Annotated in this window: 14 protein-coding genes; 6 read left to right on the plus strand and 8 right to left on the minus strand. The window is 64.6% G+C overall.

Annotation, left to right across the window (positions count from 1 at the left end):
• Positions 1 to 49: 49 nt before the first annotated feature.
• The 3 genes from miaA to ASR47_RS21285 all read right to left on the minus strand — a co-directional run bounded on the left by miaA (position 50) and on the right by ASR47_RS21285 (position 4,001).
• Positions 50 to 997, minus strand: coding sequence for a tRNA (adenosine(37)-N6)-dimethylallyltransferase MiaA (gene miaA / locus ASR47_RS21275; RefSeq protein ID WP_065309788.1), 948 nt, complete (start codon positions 995 to 997; stop codon positions 50 to 52).
• 142 nt (positions 998 to 1,139) lie between these two features.
• Complete coding sequence (gene mutL / locus ASR47_RS21280; protein WP_065309789.1) at positions 1,140 to 3,047, minus strand: DNA mismatch repair endonuclease MutL; 1,908 nt, start codon at positions 3,045 to 3,047, stop codon at positions 1,140 to 1,142.
• Positions 3,048 to 3,068: 21 nt separating this feature from the next.
• The gene (locus tag ASR47_RS21285; protein ID WP_065309790.1) at positions 3,069 to 4,001 is read right to left on the minus strand and encodes a peptidylprolyl isomerase; all 933 of its coding nucleotides are present in this window, start codon (positions 3,999 to 4,001) and stop codon (positions 3,069 to 3,071) included.
• A 271-nt stretch (positions 4,002 to 4,272) separates the two neighbouring features.
• On the opposite strand from ASR47_RS21285, the gene ASR47_RS21290 reads away from it, so the two are divergent.
• Entirely contained in the window at positions 4,273 to 4,923 is a 651-nt protein-coding gene (locus ASR47_RS21290) for a VTT domain-containing protein (RefSeq protein ID WP_065309791.1), read from the plus strand.
• A gap of 138 nt (positions 4,924 to 5,061) precedes the next feature.
• On the plus strand, positions 5,062 to 6,102 hold the full coding sequence (locus tag ASR47_RS21295; protein ID WP_065309792.1) for a carbonic anhydrase: 1,041 nt from the start codon (positions 5,062 to 5,064) through the stop codon (positions 6,100 to 6,102).
• On the opposite strand, the gene ASR47_RS21300 is transcribed toward ASR47_RS21295, so the two are convergent.
• From ASR47_RS21300 to tsaE, 3 genes are read right to left on the minus strand one after another with little or no spacing between them, the layout of a single operon-like run.
• Positions 6,099 to 6,935, minus strand: coding sequence for a D-hexose-6-phosphate mutarotase (locus ASR47_RS21300; RefSeq protein WP_065309793.1), 837 nt, complete (start codon positions 6,933 to 6,935; stop codon positions 6,099 to 6,101). The genes ASR47_RS21295 and ASR47_RS21300 overlap by 4 nt on opposite strands.
• Positions 6,936 to 6,948: 13 nt before the next feature.
• Complete coding sequence (locus tag ASR47_RS21305; RefSeq protein WP_065309794.1) at positions 6,949 to 8,358, minus strand: N-acetylmuramoyl-L-alanine amidase; 1,410 nt, start codon at positions 8,356 to 8,358, stop codon at positions 6,949 to 6,951.
• Entirely contained in the window at positions 8,322 to 8,810 is a 489-nt protein-coding gene (gene tsaE, locus ASR47_RS21310) for a tRNA (adenosine(37)-N6)-threonylcarbamoyltransferase complex ATPase subunit type 1 TsaE (RefSeq protein WP_065309795.1), read from the minus strand. Before tsaE ends, ASR47_RS21305 begins: the two co-directional genes overlap by 37 nt.
• A gap of 95 nt (positions 8,811 to 8,905) precedes the next feature.
• Here tsaE and queG point away from each other — a divergent pair, with 95 nt between their 5' ends.
• The 3 genes from queG to ASR47_RS21325 all read left to right on the plus strand — a co-directional run bounded on the left by queG (position 8,906) and on the right by ASR47_RS21325 (position 11,570).
• Positions 8,906 to 9,997 carry a tRNA epoxyqueuosine(34) reductase QueG gene (queG, locus tag ASR47_RS21315; RefSeq protein ID WP_065309796.1) on the plus strand — a complete coding sequence of 364 codons (1,092 nt, stop codon included), beginning with the start codon at positions 8,906 to 8,908 and terminating at the stop codon, positions 9,995 to 9,997.
• Positions 9,998 to 10,086: 89 nt separating this feature from the next.
• The gene (locus ASR47_RS21320) at positions 10,087 to 10,719 is read left to right on the plus strand and encodes a PadR family transcriptional regulator (protein WP_082989077.1); all 633 of its coding nucleotides are present in this window, start codon (positions 10,087 to 10,089) and stop codon (positions 10,717 to 10,719) included.
• 23 nt (positions 10,720 to 10,742) lie between these two features.
• Positions 10,743 to 11,570, plus strand: a complete 828-nt coding sequence (locus ASR47_RS21325) for a siderophore-interacting protein (RefSeq protein ID WP_065309798.1) — start codon at positions 10,743 to 10,745, stop codon at positions 11,568 to 11,570.
• Between the two features lie 223 nt (positions 11,571 to 11,793).
• Here ASR47_RS21325 and ASR47_RS21330 read toward each other — a convergent pair whose 3' ends face one another.
• Positions 11,794 to 12,378, minus strand: coding sequence for a response regulator transcription factor (locus tag ASR47_RS21330; protein WP_065309799.1), 585 nt, complete (start codon positions 12,376 to 12,378; stop codon positions 11,794 to 11,796).
• A 29-nt stretch (positions 12,379 to 12,407) separates the two neighbouring features.
• A complete protein-coding gene (locus ASR47_RS21335; RefSeq protein ID WP_065309800.1) occupies positions 12,408 to 14,438 on the minus strand; it encodes a PAS domain S-box protein in 2,031 nt (676 codons plus the stop codon).
• A gap of 142 nt (positions 14,439 to 14,580) precedes the next feature.
• On the opposite strand from ASR47_RS21335, the gene ASR47_RS21340 reads away from it, so the two are divergent.
• Positions 14,581 to 15,564 (plus strand): TRAP transporter substrate-binding protein, encoded by a 984-nt coding sequence (locus tag ASR47_RS21340; protein ID WP_425402759.1) that lies wholly within the window; start codon positions 14,581 to 14,583, stop codon positions 15,562 to 15,564.
• The last annotated feature ends 486 nt before the right edge of the window (positions 15,565 to 16,050 follow it).

Genomic DNA, 16,050 nt, shown 5'->3' on the forward strand with positions numbered 1-16,050 from the left:
TCCTTGTCAATGCCGGCCGCGAAAAAATCTGTGGGTTTTTCGCGCCGTGCTATTTCAGTAAGGCCTGGATCTGCGCCAGCATCTGTCCGGCCGTATCCTTGCCCAGGCAATCGATGACGATGCGCTCGGGCATCGAGCGCAGCCAGGTCAGCTGGCGCTTGGCCAGCTGGCGCGTGGCGATAATGCCCGTTTCGCGCAGGGCGGCGCGGTCGATGCGCCCGTCGAGGTAGTCCCAGGCCTGGCGGTAGCCGACGCAGCGCATCGAAGGCAGGCCCGGATGCAGGTCGCCGCGCCGGCGCAGCCCGTCCACTTCATCGAGCAGGGCGTCGTCTTTCAGCATGGCGTCAAACCGCGCGGCGATGCGCGCGTGCAGCACGGCGCGGTCGGACGGCTCCAGCGCAAAGGACTGCAGCCGGAACGGCAGCACGGTTTTTTCGCGCCGCGCCAGCAGGGCCGACATGGGCTGGCCCGACAGGGCGATGATTTCCAGCGCGCGACCGACGCGCTGGGCGTCGTTCGGCGCCAGGCGCGCGGCCGTGGGCGGATCGAGCTGGGCCAGCCGTGCATGCATGGCGGGCCAGCCGATGGCGGCGGCGTCCGCTTCCAGTTGCACCCGCAGTGCCGCGTCGGCACCCGGCAAATCATCGAGGCCATCGGCCAGGCCCTTGAAGTACAACATGGTGCCGCCGACCAGCAGCGGCAATTTGCCGCGCGCCGTGATCTCGCTGACCAGGCGCAAGGTGTCGTTGCGGAACTGCGCCACCGAATAGGCGTCGAGCGGGTCGATGATATCGATCAGGTGATGCGGCACGGCCGCAAGTTCCCCGGCGGTCGGCTTGGCCGTGCCGATATCCATGCCGCGGTAGACCAGGGCCGAGTCGACCGAGATGATTTCGGCCGGGATGGCCTGCGCGATGGCCAGGGCGGCGGCGGTCTTGCCGCTGGCCGTGGGGCCCATGATGGCGATGGCGGGGGGCAGGGAGGCAGTGTTGGTCATATTGAATCTGTATAAGGGTAGGTCGGATTAGCGCAAGCGTAATCCGACGCTGCGGAGGCGGGGCTGTTTGGTGCATGCTGTGTAATGTCGGCTTACGCTGCGCTAAGCCGACCTACGCCGACCTACGCCGACCTGCGCCGACCTACTGGCCGCGCAGGAAGAGCTTGTCCAAGGCATTGATCTCGACCTGCACCCAGGTCGGCCGCCCATGGTTGCACTGGTCGGCGCGCTCGGTGCTTTCCATCTGGCGCAGCAGGGCGTTCATTTCCTGGATCGACAAGATGCGGTTGGCGCGCACGGCCGTGTGGCAGGCGAGGGTGCCCAAGAGTTCGTTCTGGCGCTCGATCAGCACGCGCGAGCCGCCGTATTCGCGCACGTCGCGCAGCACGTCGCGCGCCAGGGTCTGCGCGTCGGCGTTTTTCAAGAGGGTCGGCACGCTGCGCACGGCCAGCGTGGTGGGCGAGAGGGCGGCGATATCGAAACCCAGCGCCTTTAACGTGTCCTGGTTTTCATTGGCGGTCGACACTTCGATCGCGTCGGCGTAGAACGTCACGGGGATCAGCAAGGCCTGCACCTGCATGTCCTGGCCCGACACCTGCGCCTGCAGCGCGTTTTTCAGCTGCTCGTAGAGGATGCGTTCGTGGGCCGCGTGCATGTCGACCAGCACCAGGCCCTTGGTGTTTTGCGCCAGGATATAAATACCGTGCAGCTGGGCCAGCGCAAAGCCGAGCGGATACTCTTCGCGCGCCATCGCTTCGGCCGAGGCGACATAGGGCTGTACTTGCGTGACGGGCGAAGGCGAACCGGCGAACAGCGCACCATAGGCGGCCGTGTCCTGGGCTACCCCTGGCGCGTCGGCAAAGAAGGGCATGCTGCCGCCAGCGGGCGCGGGCGCATAGGTATTGGTGAACTGCGCGCCGAACGACGTCTGCGTCTGTTCGCGGCGCCACAGGCCCGGCCCGCTGGTACCACCCAAGCCAGCGCCAGTATCACCGCCCAGGCTGGACGCGGCCGGCAACGGCGCCGGCACGCTGCCAAAGGCGGTGGCCGAGGTTTGCGCCAGCGCGCGCTGCACCGCGTGGAAGACGAACTGGTGCACCGAGCGGCTGTCGCGGAAGCGCACTTCGATCTTCGACGGGTGCACATTGACGTCGACCAGCGAGGGATCGAGGTCGAGCGCCAGCACATACGAGGGAAAACGGTCGCCGTGCAGCACGTCCTGGTAGGCCATGCGCACCGCGTGCACCAGCAGCTTGTCGCGCACGAAGCGGCCGTTGACATAAAAGAACTGGCCATCGGCACGCGCCTTCGACGCCGTCGGCAGGCCGGCAAAGCCGTGCAGGCGCAGGCTGCCGGCCGACTCGTCGAGCGCCAGGCGCGCTTCGGCAAAGTCATTGCCGAGGATGTGCGCGCTGCGCCTGGCCAGCTCGCTGATATTCCACTGGTCGATGGTGCGGCCATTGTGCGACAGCGAAAACGAGACGTCGGGCCGCGCCAGCGCAATGCGGCGCACGACTTCGGCGCAGTGGCCGTATTCGGTCTGCTCCGACTTTAAAAATTTGCGCCGCGCGGGGGTGTTGAAATACAGGTCCTGCACGTCGACCGTGGTGCCTGGCGCGCCCGACGAGGGCGCGACCGTGCCATTGTGCGAGCCGACGATTTCCCAGGCATGGGCCGCGTCCGCCGTGCGCGAGGTGACGGTCACGGCCGCCACCGAGGCGATCGACGCCAGCGCCTCGCCGCGAAAGCCCAGCGTCCCCACGTTTTCCAGGTCGTGCAGCGAGGCGATTTTTGAGGTGGCGTGGCGCGCCAGGGCCAGCGGCAGCTGATCCTGGGCGATGCCGCGGCCGTTGTCGGTGATCGCGATGCGTTTCACGCCGCCTTCTTCCAGGCGCACCGTGATCTGCGTCGCGCCCGAGTCGAGCGCGTTTTCCAGCAGCTCCTTGACCACCGCCGACGGCCGCTCGACCACCTCGCCGGCGGCGATTTGCGAAATCAGCTGGTCAGGCAGGGCCTGGATCGGACGGTGGGGCGTGATGGGAGCGTTCATGCCGTGATTATAGCGTGGCGCTTATTTCGCCACCTCGCGTACCGGTATCGGCGCATTGCACAAGTCCAGATGGCCGGCCTGCACCTTGCTCCACGGTCCGCCGCGGTTGCGCTGGGCTTCCAGCACGGCCTGGTAGGCGGCGCTGTCGGTGCGCATCACTTCCATTTGCACGCGCTGCTCCGCAGGCAGGCTGGCCGCCAGGCGGATCGACCTGATCGGCACGTTTTTGTCCGGGCTGTCATAAAAGCCCATCGGCCCGGCGCCGCGCGGCAGGGTCGACAGCAGGGGCATGCCGGCGACCACCCGCCCGACCACGGTGATGTCGCGGTCCAGGTGGCGCGGCGACTGGCCGATGACGGCGTACAGTTCCGTGCCGCCGCCGCTGTCGCTGCCCACGTCGCGGCCCACGCCAACGGTGGCGTAGCAGTGCGTCAGCCAGGCCGTGCCGCTTTTCGGGTCGCGCGCCGAAGGAAAGCCGTTGCTGTGACCGACTTGCGGCGCATAGCCGTCGGCGTCGGGCAGGCGCGTGAAGCTGGTGACGGTTGTCATGGGCACGGTGAATTCGCCGCGCAGGGTGCGCTGTGCGTGGCGGATGGCTTTCGGGTTCTTTTCGTCCGGGTCGCCCCATTGCGCCACCCAGTTGTCCTGCGCGCGCGTGATGGCCAGGCCGTCGTAATACTGCTCGGCCACCAGCGCCTTGATATTGGCCACGTGCTGCGGCGCGAACTCGGGTGCCAGTTCGATCACGATGCGCCCGGCCGGAATATCCATGTACAGGGTATTGGCCGGGTCCAGCGCGCGCCAGTCGGCCGGGGTGGAGGCCTTGACGGCGTCGGCCACGGTTGGTTTGGCGGGCAATTCTGCCGGCGCACGGATAGTGGCGGCGTGCAGGGACGGCAGCGCGGCGCTGATGGCGGCGGCGATGGTCAATGTCGTGAGGTGGTTCAGTCGCATGGTCTCTCCTGGCTGGCGCGGCTTGCGCCCGCTGGAAAGTGTATACCGGAATGGCAATATTTCGGAACGAAAAGCATGCTGCAAAAGCGCGCCCGCCTGTCGCGCCGCAAGGCCGCCCGGCGCCGCTTTCCTTAACCTGGCCTTAAATTGTGATGCCGCATGCCATACCCGCCCGGGCGCTGAAAAACTAATCATAAAATATCGGGCCCGGGACTGCCGTCGTACAAGCCCGGTGGTGTATGATTCCGCCGCTACCTTTAGGGAAAAAAATATGGATTTTGTGCAATTCCTCGACATGATCGTCCATGTCGACAAGACACTCGGCATCTTGATTGAACAGTACGGCACGCTCGTGTATGCGGTGTTATTTGCCATTATTTTTTGTGAAACAGGCCTGGTGGTGCTGTTTTTCTTTCCTGGAGATACGCTGCTGTTTATCGCCGGCGCATTCTGCGCGACCGGCCAGATGCACCTGGGACTGCTGATCGCCCTGCTGGTCACGGCCGCCATTACCGGCAATACCCTCAACTACTGGATAGGCGAGGCGATCGGGCAACGGGTGTTTACCCACGATTACCGCTGGATCAACAAGGACGCCATGCGCCGCACGCATGATTTTTTTGAAAAGCATGGCGGCAAGACGATTATCCTGGCGCGCTTCGTGCCGGTGGTGCGCACCTTTGCGCCATTCGTGGCCGGCATTTCCGACATGACCCATGCGCGCTTCCAGATGTACAACATCACCGGCGCCCTGCTGTGGGTGGTGGGCCTGGTGACGGCCGGCTACTTCTTCGGCAATATTCCGTGGATCCGCGACCACCTGACCCTGATCGTGCTGATCGGCGTGGGCGCGGCCGTGGTGCCGGTGGTGCTGGGCGGCCTCTGGAAACTGTACAAGAAAATGACGGCCAGGTCGGCTTGATCGCAGCAAACGGCTCCGTGGCAATCGCGCCCGGAGCCGGCTTTTCCCCTCTGTTTGTCCTGTTGTCCTTCGCCCGGCATTCAAGTTTTGGATGTTTCCAGCCGTAAACCAGAGAGTACTCTTACTTTGTGGATTTCCATGCGACACTTGAGCGCCCTGTTAGCTTGCAGCCTGGCCGTGATGACGGCGATGGCAAGCGCCAAAGATGCCCCCACGCCGCTGGTCCCCGCCGGCAAGACGGCCGCCTCGGCGTCCGCTCCCGCGTCGGCATCCGAACGCGCCGCCGCCATGAAAACCCTGACCGAGTCCGTCAAGGGCAAGCCGCCCGTCACTGTGGCGCCGACCGCGCGCGACAAGGAAGAGGCGGCCGAAGTCGATCTGTCGGCACGCATCGCGGCGCGCCTGGCCGAAATGCGCGCGACGCAAGCGGCGCGCGCGGCCGCCCGCGCCAGGCACACCACCGTCACCAAGGCCGTGCCGCCAGCGCCGCCACCGGTAGCGCGCGGCACGCACTGGTCGTACGAAGGCGACAGCGGACCGGCCAACTGGAGCAAGATCAATGTGGACTGGGGCAAGTGCGGCAGCGGCAACCGCCAGTCGCCGATCGATATCCGCGACGGCATGAAGGTCGAACTGGAGCAGATCAGCTTTGACTACCACCCGTCGTCGTTCAACGTGGTCGACAATGGCCACACGGTGCAGGTGGGCGTGGGCAGCGGCAATTACATCACGGTGCAGAACCGCATGTTCGAACTGCAGCAGTTTCACTTTCACCGGCCGTCGGAAGACCGCATCAATGGCAAGACCTATGAGATGGTGGTGCACCTGGTGCACCGCGACGCCGAAGGCCGGCAGGCGATCCTGGCGCTGATGCTCGAACGCGGCACGCCGCAGGCGACCATCCAGACCGTGTGGAACAACCTGCCGCTGGAAAAATTCGACACCATGAGCCCGTCGATACTGCTCGACCCGATGGAGATGGTGCCGGCGCGGCGCGATTATTACACCTACATGGGATCGATGACGGAGCCGCCATGCAGCGAGAACGTGCTGTGGCTGGTGATGAAGCAGCCGGTGCAGGCGTCGGCGGCGCAGATGGCGCTGTTCAGCCGGCTGTATCCCTTGAATGCGCGACCGTTACAAGCGACCAACGGCCGCATCATCAAGGAATCGAATTAAATGAAAGCGAGCTGCGTGCTGCCGTGCCACTTGGCGCCGGCGGCCAGCAGGTCCGGCTGGATCAGGGCCGCTTCGACGCAGACAAAACGCGTGTACTCGTCGTCGGCCAGGTCGGGCAGGGCGCTGGCGTCCTGGGCGCCCGGATTCCACACCACCGCATCGGTAAAGCCCTGCTGCGCCAGGCGCAGGGTGTCGCCGCCCGATTCGAGCTGCAAGGGGCCGGGCAACTGGTGATAGATGCGATCGAGCTTGCCGGCAAACTGCAGCACCTCTTCCGCCTGCAATGCGTCCGGCGGCGTCTCTTCCGAATAGCGCACGCGCTGCAGGCCGGTAATGCGCGCCTGGTCCAGCTGTTCGACGGCAAAATAGCTGTGCAGGGCGGCCGAAAACGGAAACGGCTGGCTGCCCGTGTTGTGCACGGCGAGGCTGATCTCCAGCGATGATGCCTGCACCGCCACCCGCAGGCGCAGGGCGAAGTCGAACGGCCAGGCGGCGGCGATCGCCGGCGGCAGGTCGTCCTGGGTCAAGCTGAATTCGGCCCAGGCGGCGCCGTTGTCGGTGCCGCTGGCCGCTTGCCGCCAGGTCGCCACGCGGGCAAAGCCGTGGCGCATGCCGGCGCCGCGCGCGCCGAACTGCGGGAAGATCACCGGCACGCCGCCACGGATGGCGCGGCTGCCGTCGAGTTTTGACTCCCGGCTGCAGAACAGGCGTTCGCGGCCATCGCCGCTGCGCCACGACACCAGGTGGCCGCCATACAGCGTTACCGTCGCCTGCGCGCCATCGGCGGCGCGGATGGTCACGGCCGGCAGCTGGCCAAATGTGTGCTTGCTCATGCTTGTGTTCCTGTCAGGTCATGCGGCTTTTCGCCAGCGGCGGATTTTTCGCAAAGTAGTTCTTGATGCCGGTGACGATGGCGTTGGCCATCTGGTCCTGGTAGCCGTTGTCGGTCAGCTTGGCTTCTTCTTCCGGATTGGAGATAAAGGCGGTCTCGATCAGGATGGAAGGGATGTCCGGGGCTTTCAGCACGGCGAAGCCGGCCTGCTCGACGGAGCCCTTGTGCAGGCGGTTGATGCCGCCGATTTCGCGCAGCACGGCCGCGCCCAGCTTCATGCTGTCATTGATCTGCGCCGTCGTCGACAGGTCGAGCAGCACGCTGGCCAGCTGCTTGTCGTGGTTGCCCACATTCACGCCGCCGATCAGGTCGGCCTGGTTTTCTTTATCCGCCAGCCAGCGCGCCGCGCTCGACGAGGCGCCTTTTTCGGACAGTGCAAACACCGACGAGCCGCGCGCGGTCGGCTGCACGAAGGCGTCGGCGTGGATCGAGACAAACAGATCGGCCTGCACCTTGCGTGCCTTTTCCACCCGCATGCCGAGCGGGACGAAAAAGTCGGCGTCGCGCGTAAGCATCACGCGCATGTTCGGCAGCAGTTCGAGCTTGGCTTTCAGGCGCTTGGCAATGGCCAGCACCACGTCTTTTTCACGGCTGCCACGGCGCCCGCTGGCGCCCGGATCTTCGCCGCCATGGCCAGGGTCGAGCGCGACGGTAATCATGCGCACCACTTTTTGCCCGGGCTGGGGCCGCGCTTCGGGACGCTGCTCCGGGCGCGGGTCGGGGCGCACCGCCGGCAGCGTCGGCGTGGCCGGTACGCCCGGTATCACCACGACCAGCGGCGGCTTGCCGCTGTCGGGCAGCGGCAGCGCCGGTGGCGGCGTGTGCGTGTCGGTCATCAAAGGCTTGTTCGGATCGCTCGACCAGTCGCCCTTTTCGATCATCTGCGCGATCAGGTCCGGTTCCTGCACCGGGTACAGGTCAAAGATCAGGCGGTGGTTGTAGGAGCCGGCCGGCGGCAAGGTAAACAGCTGCGGGCGCACTTCCTCCTTCAGGTCGAACACCAGGCGCACCACGTGCGGCCGGTTCTGGCCCACGCGCACCTGCTTGATATACGGGTCGTTCGACTGGATCTTGGCCACCAGGCCCTTGAGCGTGGGATTGAGTTCCAGTCCCTCGATGTCGACCACCAGGCGCTCCGGGTCTTTCACGATGAAGTGGGTGGCTTTCAGGATGCTGTCGTTTTCCAGCGTGACGCGGGTGTAGTCGTCGGCCGGCCAGACGCGCACGGCGAGAATTTGCGCCGCCATCGCCGACATCGGCGCGAACACGGACAACAGCAGGGTGCCGCCGGCCTTCAGTACCGTACGCCGTGTGACCGGCGACGATATCAAAGGTTCGGGGCGAAGGTGAGACGGTGGAGGCATGACAGACCCAATTCAGAAGACGCTTGCAATTCTACATCACGGCCCTGTCCCGCCACGCTCAGGTAAATATCGAGGTCGGCGGCGGGCAGCACCGGATACGCTTTTTCAGGCCACTCGATGATGCAGATGTTATGGCCGTCGAAGTCCTCGCGAAAACCGGCGTCGAGGAATTCTTCGGCGCTGCCCATGCGGTACAGGTCGAAGTGGATCACCTGCACGGCCTGGCCGCCCAGCTGTACCGAATACGGTTCGGACAAAGTATACGTGGGACTTTTTACATGGCCCGCATGGCCGGCCGCGTGCAGCAGCGCGCGCGTCAGGGCCGTCTTGCCGGCGCCCAGGTCGCCGTGCAGATAGATCGCCAGTCCCGGCGCCAGCGCACGCGCCAGGGCGGCGCCCAGCGCGGCCGTGCCGGCTTCGTCGTGGAGATGGGCTTTGAAGTGTTCGGTCATAGTCTTCGGTATCGCATAAAATGGAGGCAGCCTGCGCCCGCGCGCATCTGTCATTGTAACCGCCAGCGCCCCTGCCGCACTTCGTAAAGTTTCCTATGTCCGCCACCGTCACCGATCTCGCCGCTTTAGCGCACGCCATCAAGCTATGGGGGCGCGAGCTCGGTTTTGCCGAGGTGCGCATCGCCGATGTCGACCTGGCGCACATGGAGGCGCCCTTGCAGGCCTGGCTGGACGCAGGGTATCACGGCGAGATGGAATACATGGCCGGCCATGGCATGAAGCGTGCGCGTCCGGCCGAACTGGTGCCGGGCACGGTGCGCGCCATCAGCGCGCGCATGAACTACCTGCCGCCGGCGCTGGGTCCCGACTGGCGCGCACACGAAGCGGCGCGCGACGCCGACCCGTCGGCGGCCGTGATCTCGGTGTATGCGCGTGGCCGCGATTATCACAAGGTGATGCGTTCGCGCCTGCAGCAGCTGGCCGAGCGCATCAGGGGCGAGATCGGCGACTTCGGCTACCGCGTGTTCAGCGATTCGGCGCCCGTGATGGAGGTCGAACTGGCGGCCAAGGCGGGGCTGGGCTGGCGCGGCAAGCACACCTTGCTGATCAACCGCCAGGGCGGCTCCTTCTTTTTTCTCGGCGAGATCCTGGTCGACGTGCCGCTGCCGGTCGATGCGCCCGAAACGCCGCGCTGCGGCCAGTGTTCGGCCTGCATTACCGTTTGCCCGACGCAGGCGATTCTGGGGCCGCACCGGCTCGATGCGCGCCGCTGCATCTCTTACCTCACCATCGAATTGAAGGGTGCAATTCCGGTCGAGATGCGCCCGCTGATCGGCAACAAGGTGTATGGCTGCGACGATTGCCAGACCGTCTGCCCGTGGAACAAGTTCGCCCAGCGCGCCGTGGTGCCCGACTTCGACGAGCGCCATAGCCTGGGCAGCGCCGGCATGGTCGACTTGTTCGCCTGGACCGAAGAGGAATTCAACCGCCGCATGGAAGGCAGCGCGATCCGCCGCATCGGCCACGAACGCTGGCTGCGCAACCTGGCCGTCGGCATGGGCAATGCGGCGGCCAAGGCCAAAGGCCAGCCCGATATCGTGGCGGCGCTGCTGTCGCGGCGCGACCATCCGTCGGCAATCGTGCGTGAACATGTGGCGTGGGCGCTGGCCCTGCACGGCGTGGAGTGAAACGGTTACATTTCTTTTTCTTGACTTATCGATATATCGTTATAAAATGACGATACCTACTAACGATATATCTTTAAAGAAGAGAAAACATGAGAAACTCACAGCACACAGAACACGGCCAGCATCGCCATCACCACCACCACCATCATCAACACGAGCGCATGGAACTGCACGGCCGCGGCCCGCGCGGCGGCGGCTTTGACGGCGGCGAACGCGGCGACGGCATGGGCCGTGGCGGTCCTGGCGGGCGCGGCGAACGCGCCGAACGCGTGTTTGGCCGCGGCGACCTGCCTTTGATCGTGCTGGCGCTGATCGAAATCAGCCCGCGCCATGGCTATGAAATCATCAAGGCCATCGAAGAGCGTTGCGCCGGCGCCTATGCCCCGAGCCCGGGCGCCGTCTACCCGACCTTGACCTTGCTCGAAGAACAGGACCAGGTGACGTCGTCCGACAGCGGCAGCGGCAAGAAGCTCTACACCATCACCGAACCGGGCCGCGCTCACCTCGATGCCAACCGCGCGCAGGTCGACGGCATTTTCGCCCGCCTCGACATGGTGGCCCGCATGCAGGCGCGCCGCGCGCTGCCCGAACGCCTGCACCAGGCCATGCACACGCTCAAGCACGCGCTGCTGCTCAATAAAACCAGCTGGAGCGAGGAGCAGACGGAACGGGTCGCCGCCATCCTGGAAAAAGCCGCCAACGACATCGTCGACAGCCACTGAACCCCACCGACCAAGGACAGGACATGACAGACGCATCCAGCACTCCCCAGCGCACGCACACCATCGAACGCCTGCGCCATGCATTGAAACTGCGCGTACTGACGGTGGTGCGCACCGAAGAACTGACGGCGCACATGCGCCGCATCATCCTGGCCGGCGCCGACCTGGACGGCTTTGTGTCGCCCTCGCACGACGACCACGTCAAATTGTTTTTCCCGGCGCCCGGCGACACGCAGCCGGTGTTGCCGGCGCTGGGCCAGGGCGCCAATCCGATCGAGTACGCCGAAGGCGCGCGTCCGGTCGCGCGCAACTACACGCCGCGCCGCCACGACCCCGTCAAGGGCGAACTCGAGATCGACTTCGTGCTGCATGGCGACGGGCCGGCGTCGACCTGGGCCGCGCAGGCGGCGCCAGGCCAGACCCTGGGCGTCGGTGGTCCACGCGGCTCGATGGTGGTGCCGCTCGACTTCGACTGGTATGTGCTGGTCGGCGACCAGACGGCGCTGCCGGCGATCGCCCGCCGCCTGGAGCAGCTGCCGGCCGGCGCGCGCGCGATTGCAGTGATTGAAACCGTCGACGATGGCGAGCAGCTGGCGCTCGAATCTCGGGCGCAGGCCGATTTCCACTGGGTCGGGCGCAATGGCCGCCAGGGTGCGCTATTGCTGGAAGCGCTGCAGCGGATCGCCTTGCCGCAGGACGGCGACGGTTTTGTGTGGGTGGCGTGCGAGCATGCGCAGGTAAAGGGTTTGCGCGCTCATTTCATCGACGCCGGCGTGCCCAGGCAGCATTTGCATGTGGCCAGTTACTGGAAGCATGGGGCGGCCGAGCATCATGAACGTCACGACGAGTAATCAAGGCCAGGATCAACAGCGGGCCGGAGACGCGGGCCCGAGAAAATGCCGATGGCGGCGTTGCAGCTCCTCGCCGTACATGCGTACTGTCTTCGTCGCTGCGCCTTGCCCTCGACATTTTTCAGGCCCGCTTGGCCCGGTGTGCCCGTGCTGGCGACCAAGGTTGTAATTCGCTTTGCGGGTGTACTCAAGGCGCAGGGACGCTAACTTGACGGCCAAGGTTCTACTTCAACAACCCCGCCAGCTCCACCGCCGTCTTGACCTGCATCTTGTCGAAGATATGCGCGCGGTGCACTTCCACCGTGCGCATGCTGATGCCGAGTTTGTCGGCCACCACCTTGTTCATCTTGCCGGCCAAAATCAGGTCCAGCACTTCGCGCTCGCGCGTCGACAGGGTGGCCAGGCGGGCGTGCACGGCGGCCAGTTCGCCGGCCTGGCGCGAGCTGGCCAGGCCCTGCTGCACCCGGTCCATCAGGTCGTTGTCGTTGAACGGCTTTTCAAAGAAATCGAGGGCGCCGCGTTTCAGGCTGTCGACCGCCATCGGCACGTCGCCATGGCCGGTCAGGAAAATCACCGGCAGGCGCGCCGCCAGGTCGCGCTTGACCAGCAGGTCGAACAGGGCGATGCCGTTCATGTCGGGCATGCGCACATCGAGCAGCACGCAGTCGCCCTGTTCGTCAAAGCTGCCGTCGAGGCTGTCGAGGAACTGCTGTGCGCTGGCGTAGCTGCGTGCCTCGATGCTGCGCGAGGCGGCCAGCCAGGACAGGGAATCGCGCACTACTTCTTCGTCGTCGATAATATGCAGCATGGTCTCTCCGGTGACAGCGCTCGCTGTCGTTATGCGTTGGTCGCGTGATACGTTACGGTGCGCGGCACGGCCGGCACGCTGAAGGTGAAAATCGTGCCGCCGGCAGGATTGGGCGCAAAGGTCAGGGCGCCGCCATGGAACTCGATGGCGGTGCGGCAGATATTGAGGCCCATGCCCATGCCTTCGGCCTTGGTCGAGAAAAACGGCGAAAACAGCCGTTCGGCCACATCCTTCGGTATGCCATGGCCCTGGTCGATCACGTCCACCGTCACCATTTCCTGCTGCGCGTCGTAACTGGCGCGCAGGCGCATGATACGCCGTCCGGGCGCCGCGTCCTGCATCGCTTCGATGGCGTTGCGCGTCAGATTCAGCAGCACCTGTTCGATCATCACCGGATCGGCATGCAGCAGCGGCAGCTCGGGCGCGATCTCTTCGACGACGGTGACATAGAATTTGCGCGCCTGCAGGTCGATCAGCGCGCGGATGCCGTCGACCAGGCTGCGGATGGCGATGTCCTGGCGCTGCGGTTCGCTCTTGCGCACGAAATCGTGCACGCTGCGGATGATCTGGCCGGCCCGCTGCGCCTGCGCGCTGGCCTGTTCCAGCGCCGGTTTCAGGATAGTGGTTTGCACCGGCTGGCCGCTGTCGCTGGCCCGGTTGATCAGGTTCAGCGCGCCGGTGGTATAGCTGGAAATGGCCGCCAGCGGCTGGTTCAGCTCATGCGCCAGCATCGACGCCAGCTCGCCCATGGTGGCCAGGCGCGCGCTGGTCTGCAGCTTTTCCTGCTGCTGGCGATTGAGTTCTTCCACCCGCTTGCGGTCCGAGATATCGAGCACGGAACCCATCCAGCCGGTCTGCTTGCCGTTCTTGTCGACCAGCGGCGCTTCGAAGATCAGCACCGGCACGCGGGTGCCGTCGGGGCGCTGGAAATGGGTTTCAAATTGCGGCGTGACATTGCCGGCCAGCGCCTTGGCAAAGCGCTGCTGGTATTCGTCCATCGCCTCGGGCGCCCAGTAGGGCATCGGCGGCAGGCGGCCGAGGATTTCTTCCGAGCTGTAGCCGACCATCTGGCAGAACGCCGGATTCACATACGTCACGCGTCCTTCCAGGTCGCGCGCGCGCATGCCGGTGACCAGCGAATTTTCCATCGCCGTGCGAAACAGCATCTGCTGGCGCAGCGCGCCTTCGGCCGTCAGGCGGCGCGAGATATGGCGCCACAGGGCCAGCAAGCTCCACAGCAAACCGAGCGACAGCGCGATCACCGAGCCGACCAGCAGATTGGGCAGCAGCTTGGGCTGGCTTTTCACGCTGTCGGTAAACAGGGTGATGTTCGCGCCCGGCACGTCGAGCGCGCGTTTGTGGGTGTACACGCCGTGGCCGGGGCCGGCGGCGGCGCGCCGCGCCAGCACCTTGTCGTCGCGGTCGATCAGCGAGATCTGGTTGTCCTGGGCGAACCACCAGGGTACCATTTCATCGAGCAGGCTGCTGACCTGGTAGGTCGCCACCAGGCTGCCGATATACTGCTGGCCGCCGAACAGCGGCTGGTGGTAGTCCATCAGCATGGCGCCGGGCGGCGCGTCGGGAAAGCCGCTCTGCTGCGCCGGCTGGGCGTACTGGCCCCGGTGCAGGCGGCGCGCATTGTCGCCGGCCGTCAGCGACAGCGCCGAAAAGTGGGTTTCCTGGCTCAGGGTATGGTCGCTCGAGGCGCGCACCTGGCCGCTCGTGTCGAGCCAGATCACGCGCTGCAGTTCGCGCCCGTTGCGCAGCATCTGCTGCAGCCGCTCGTGCACGCCGGCCGGCGGCACCGTGCCCTTGGCGATATCGGTGCCCAGGTTGAACAGGCTTTCCTCGTTGCGCGCCAGCTGGAAGCGGATGGTCTGCTCGACCCATAAGGTATCGGCGATCAGCTGCTCCTGGCGCTCGTTGCTTTCCATCTGGCGCGCCTGCCATGGCAGCCAGAACAGCACGGACAGGAACAGCAGCAGCAGCAGTACCGGCAGCAGCCAACGCACGGGGCTGGTAAACTGCAGACGGCGCGCGAAGGTGGGCGGATTTTTCATGGCTCGCAGGGTAGCGCGTTCTCGGGGTGGTGCCAGTGTGGTTAACCACACTGGCTTAATTCCATTATTTCGCACATTATCGGCGCAGATCCATAATAAGGCATCTGTTTTCGCCACGGAGACTGCAATGCACATCAAATCCATGCTGGCCCTGTCATGGCTGGCGATCGGTACCGGCGCGGGCAGCCATGCCGGCGCGCAAGCGCCCATCGTCATCAAATTCAGCCACGTGGTGGCGCCTGATACGCCCAAGGGCCAGGCCGCCGAACGCTTCAAGCTGCTGGCCGAAAAAGCCACGCGCGGCAAGGTCCGCGTCGACCTGTATCCGAACAGCCAACTGTATAAAGACAAGGAAGAACTCGAAGCGCTGCAGCTGGGGGCGGTGCAGATGCTGGCGCCCTCGCTGGCCAAGTTCGGCCCGCTGGGCGTGAAGGAATTCGAAGTGTTCGACCTGCCGTATATCTTCCCCACCAAGACGGCGCTGTACAACGTCACCGAAGGCGATATCGGCAAGGGCCTGCTGAAAAAACTCGAACCGAAGGGCATCACCGGCCTGGCCTACTGGGACAATGGCTTCAAGGTGATGTCGGCCAACCGCCCGCTGCACCATCCGGCCGACTTCAAGGGGCTGAAGATGCGCATCCAGTCCTCGAACGTGCTCGACGCGCAGATGCGCGCGCTGGGCGCCAATCCGCAGGCGCTGGCGTTTTCGGAAGCGTATCGCGCGCTGCAGACGGGCGTGGTCGACGGCACCGAAAACCCGCCGTCCAATATGTATACGCAAAAGATGCACGAGGTGCAGAAACACATGACGGTGTCGAACCACGGCTACCTGGGCTACGCCGTCATCGTCAACAAGAAGTTCTGGGACGGCCTGCCGTCGGATATTCGCAGCCAGCTGGAAAAGGCGATGAAGGAGGCGACCACGTTTGAAAAGGCGATCGCCCAGAGTGACAACGACAAGGCGCTGGAATTGATACGCAAGAGCGGCAAGACACAGATCTATACCCTGAGCGTGCAGGAACAGGCCGAATGGCGCCGCGCGCTGGCGCCGGTGCAGAAAACCATGGAACAGCGGATCGGCAAGGAGTGGATTTCGGCCATCAACCGCGAAAGCGCAAAATAAGCCATCGGCAATTGTGACAAATTCGTGACATACCACAGTTTGTGGCTGTCCCGCCAGTGCCTTTTGCATGGCGGACACGGCTCCCTTTGATGGTGCAAAAAAAGTCGATCCTGAAGATTAAATACGTTATGATGGGCAGCCTTACGGGGAAACACGTATAAGCTTATACGGGCCGGTCGCAAGGAAACAGTACAGAATTGGTCACAAAGTTGGTGGGGGAGTGGCTATAAAAACGGTATTGATGCCGGGGATATATTGAGGAGACACACGTTTCACAGAAGTTGTTGAGTCATAGCTGTCTGCGGCCACAAGCTTGCACCGGCGGACCCAAACGACCGGGAACGTGAAGCAATACTTGAAGCGCACCAGCTGGTGCGCTTTTTTTTCGTCCGCCGCAAACCGCCACCGGCCCGGCCCTGGTGCATGCATAATCGTGTGTGCGCCACTTTCTGGTGCATATCAAGCCAGTCCAAGTTGTATATTTGC

It is taken from the genome of Janthinobacterium psychrotolerans, from assembly GCF_001677885.1.
In the GTDB taxonomy this organism is placed as follows: domain Bacteria; phylum Pseudomonadota; class Gammaproteobacteria; order Burkholderiales; family Burkholderiaceae_D; genus Janthinobacterium; species Janthinobacterium psychrotolerans.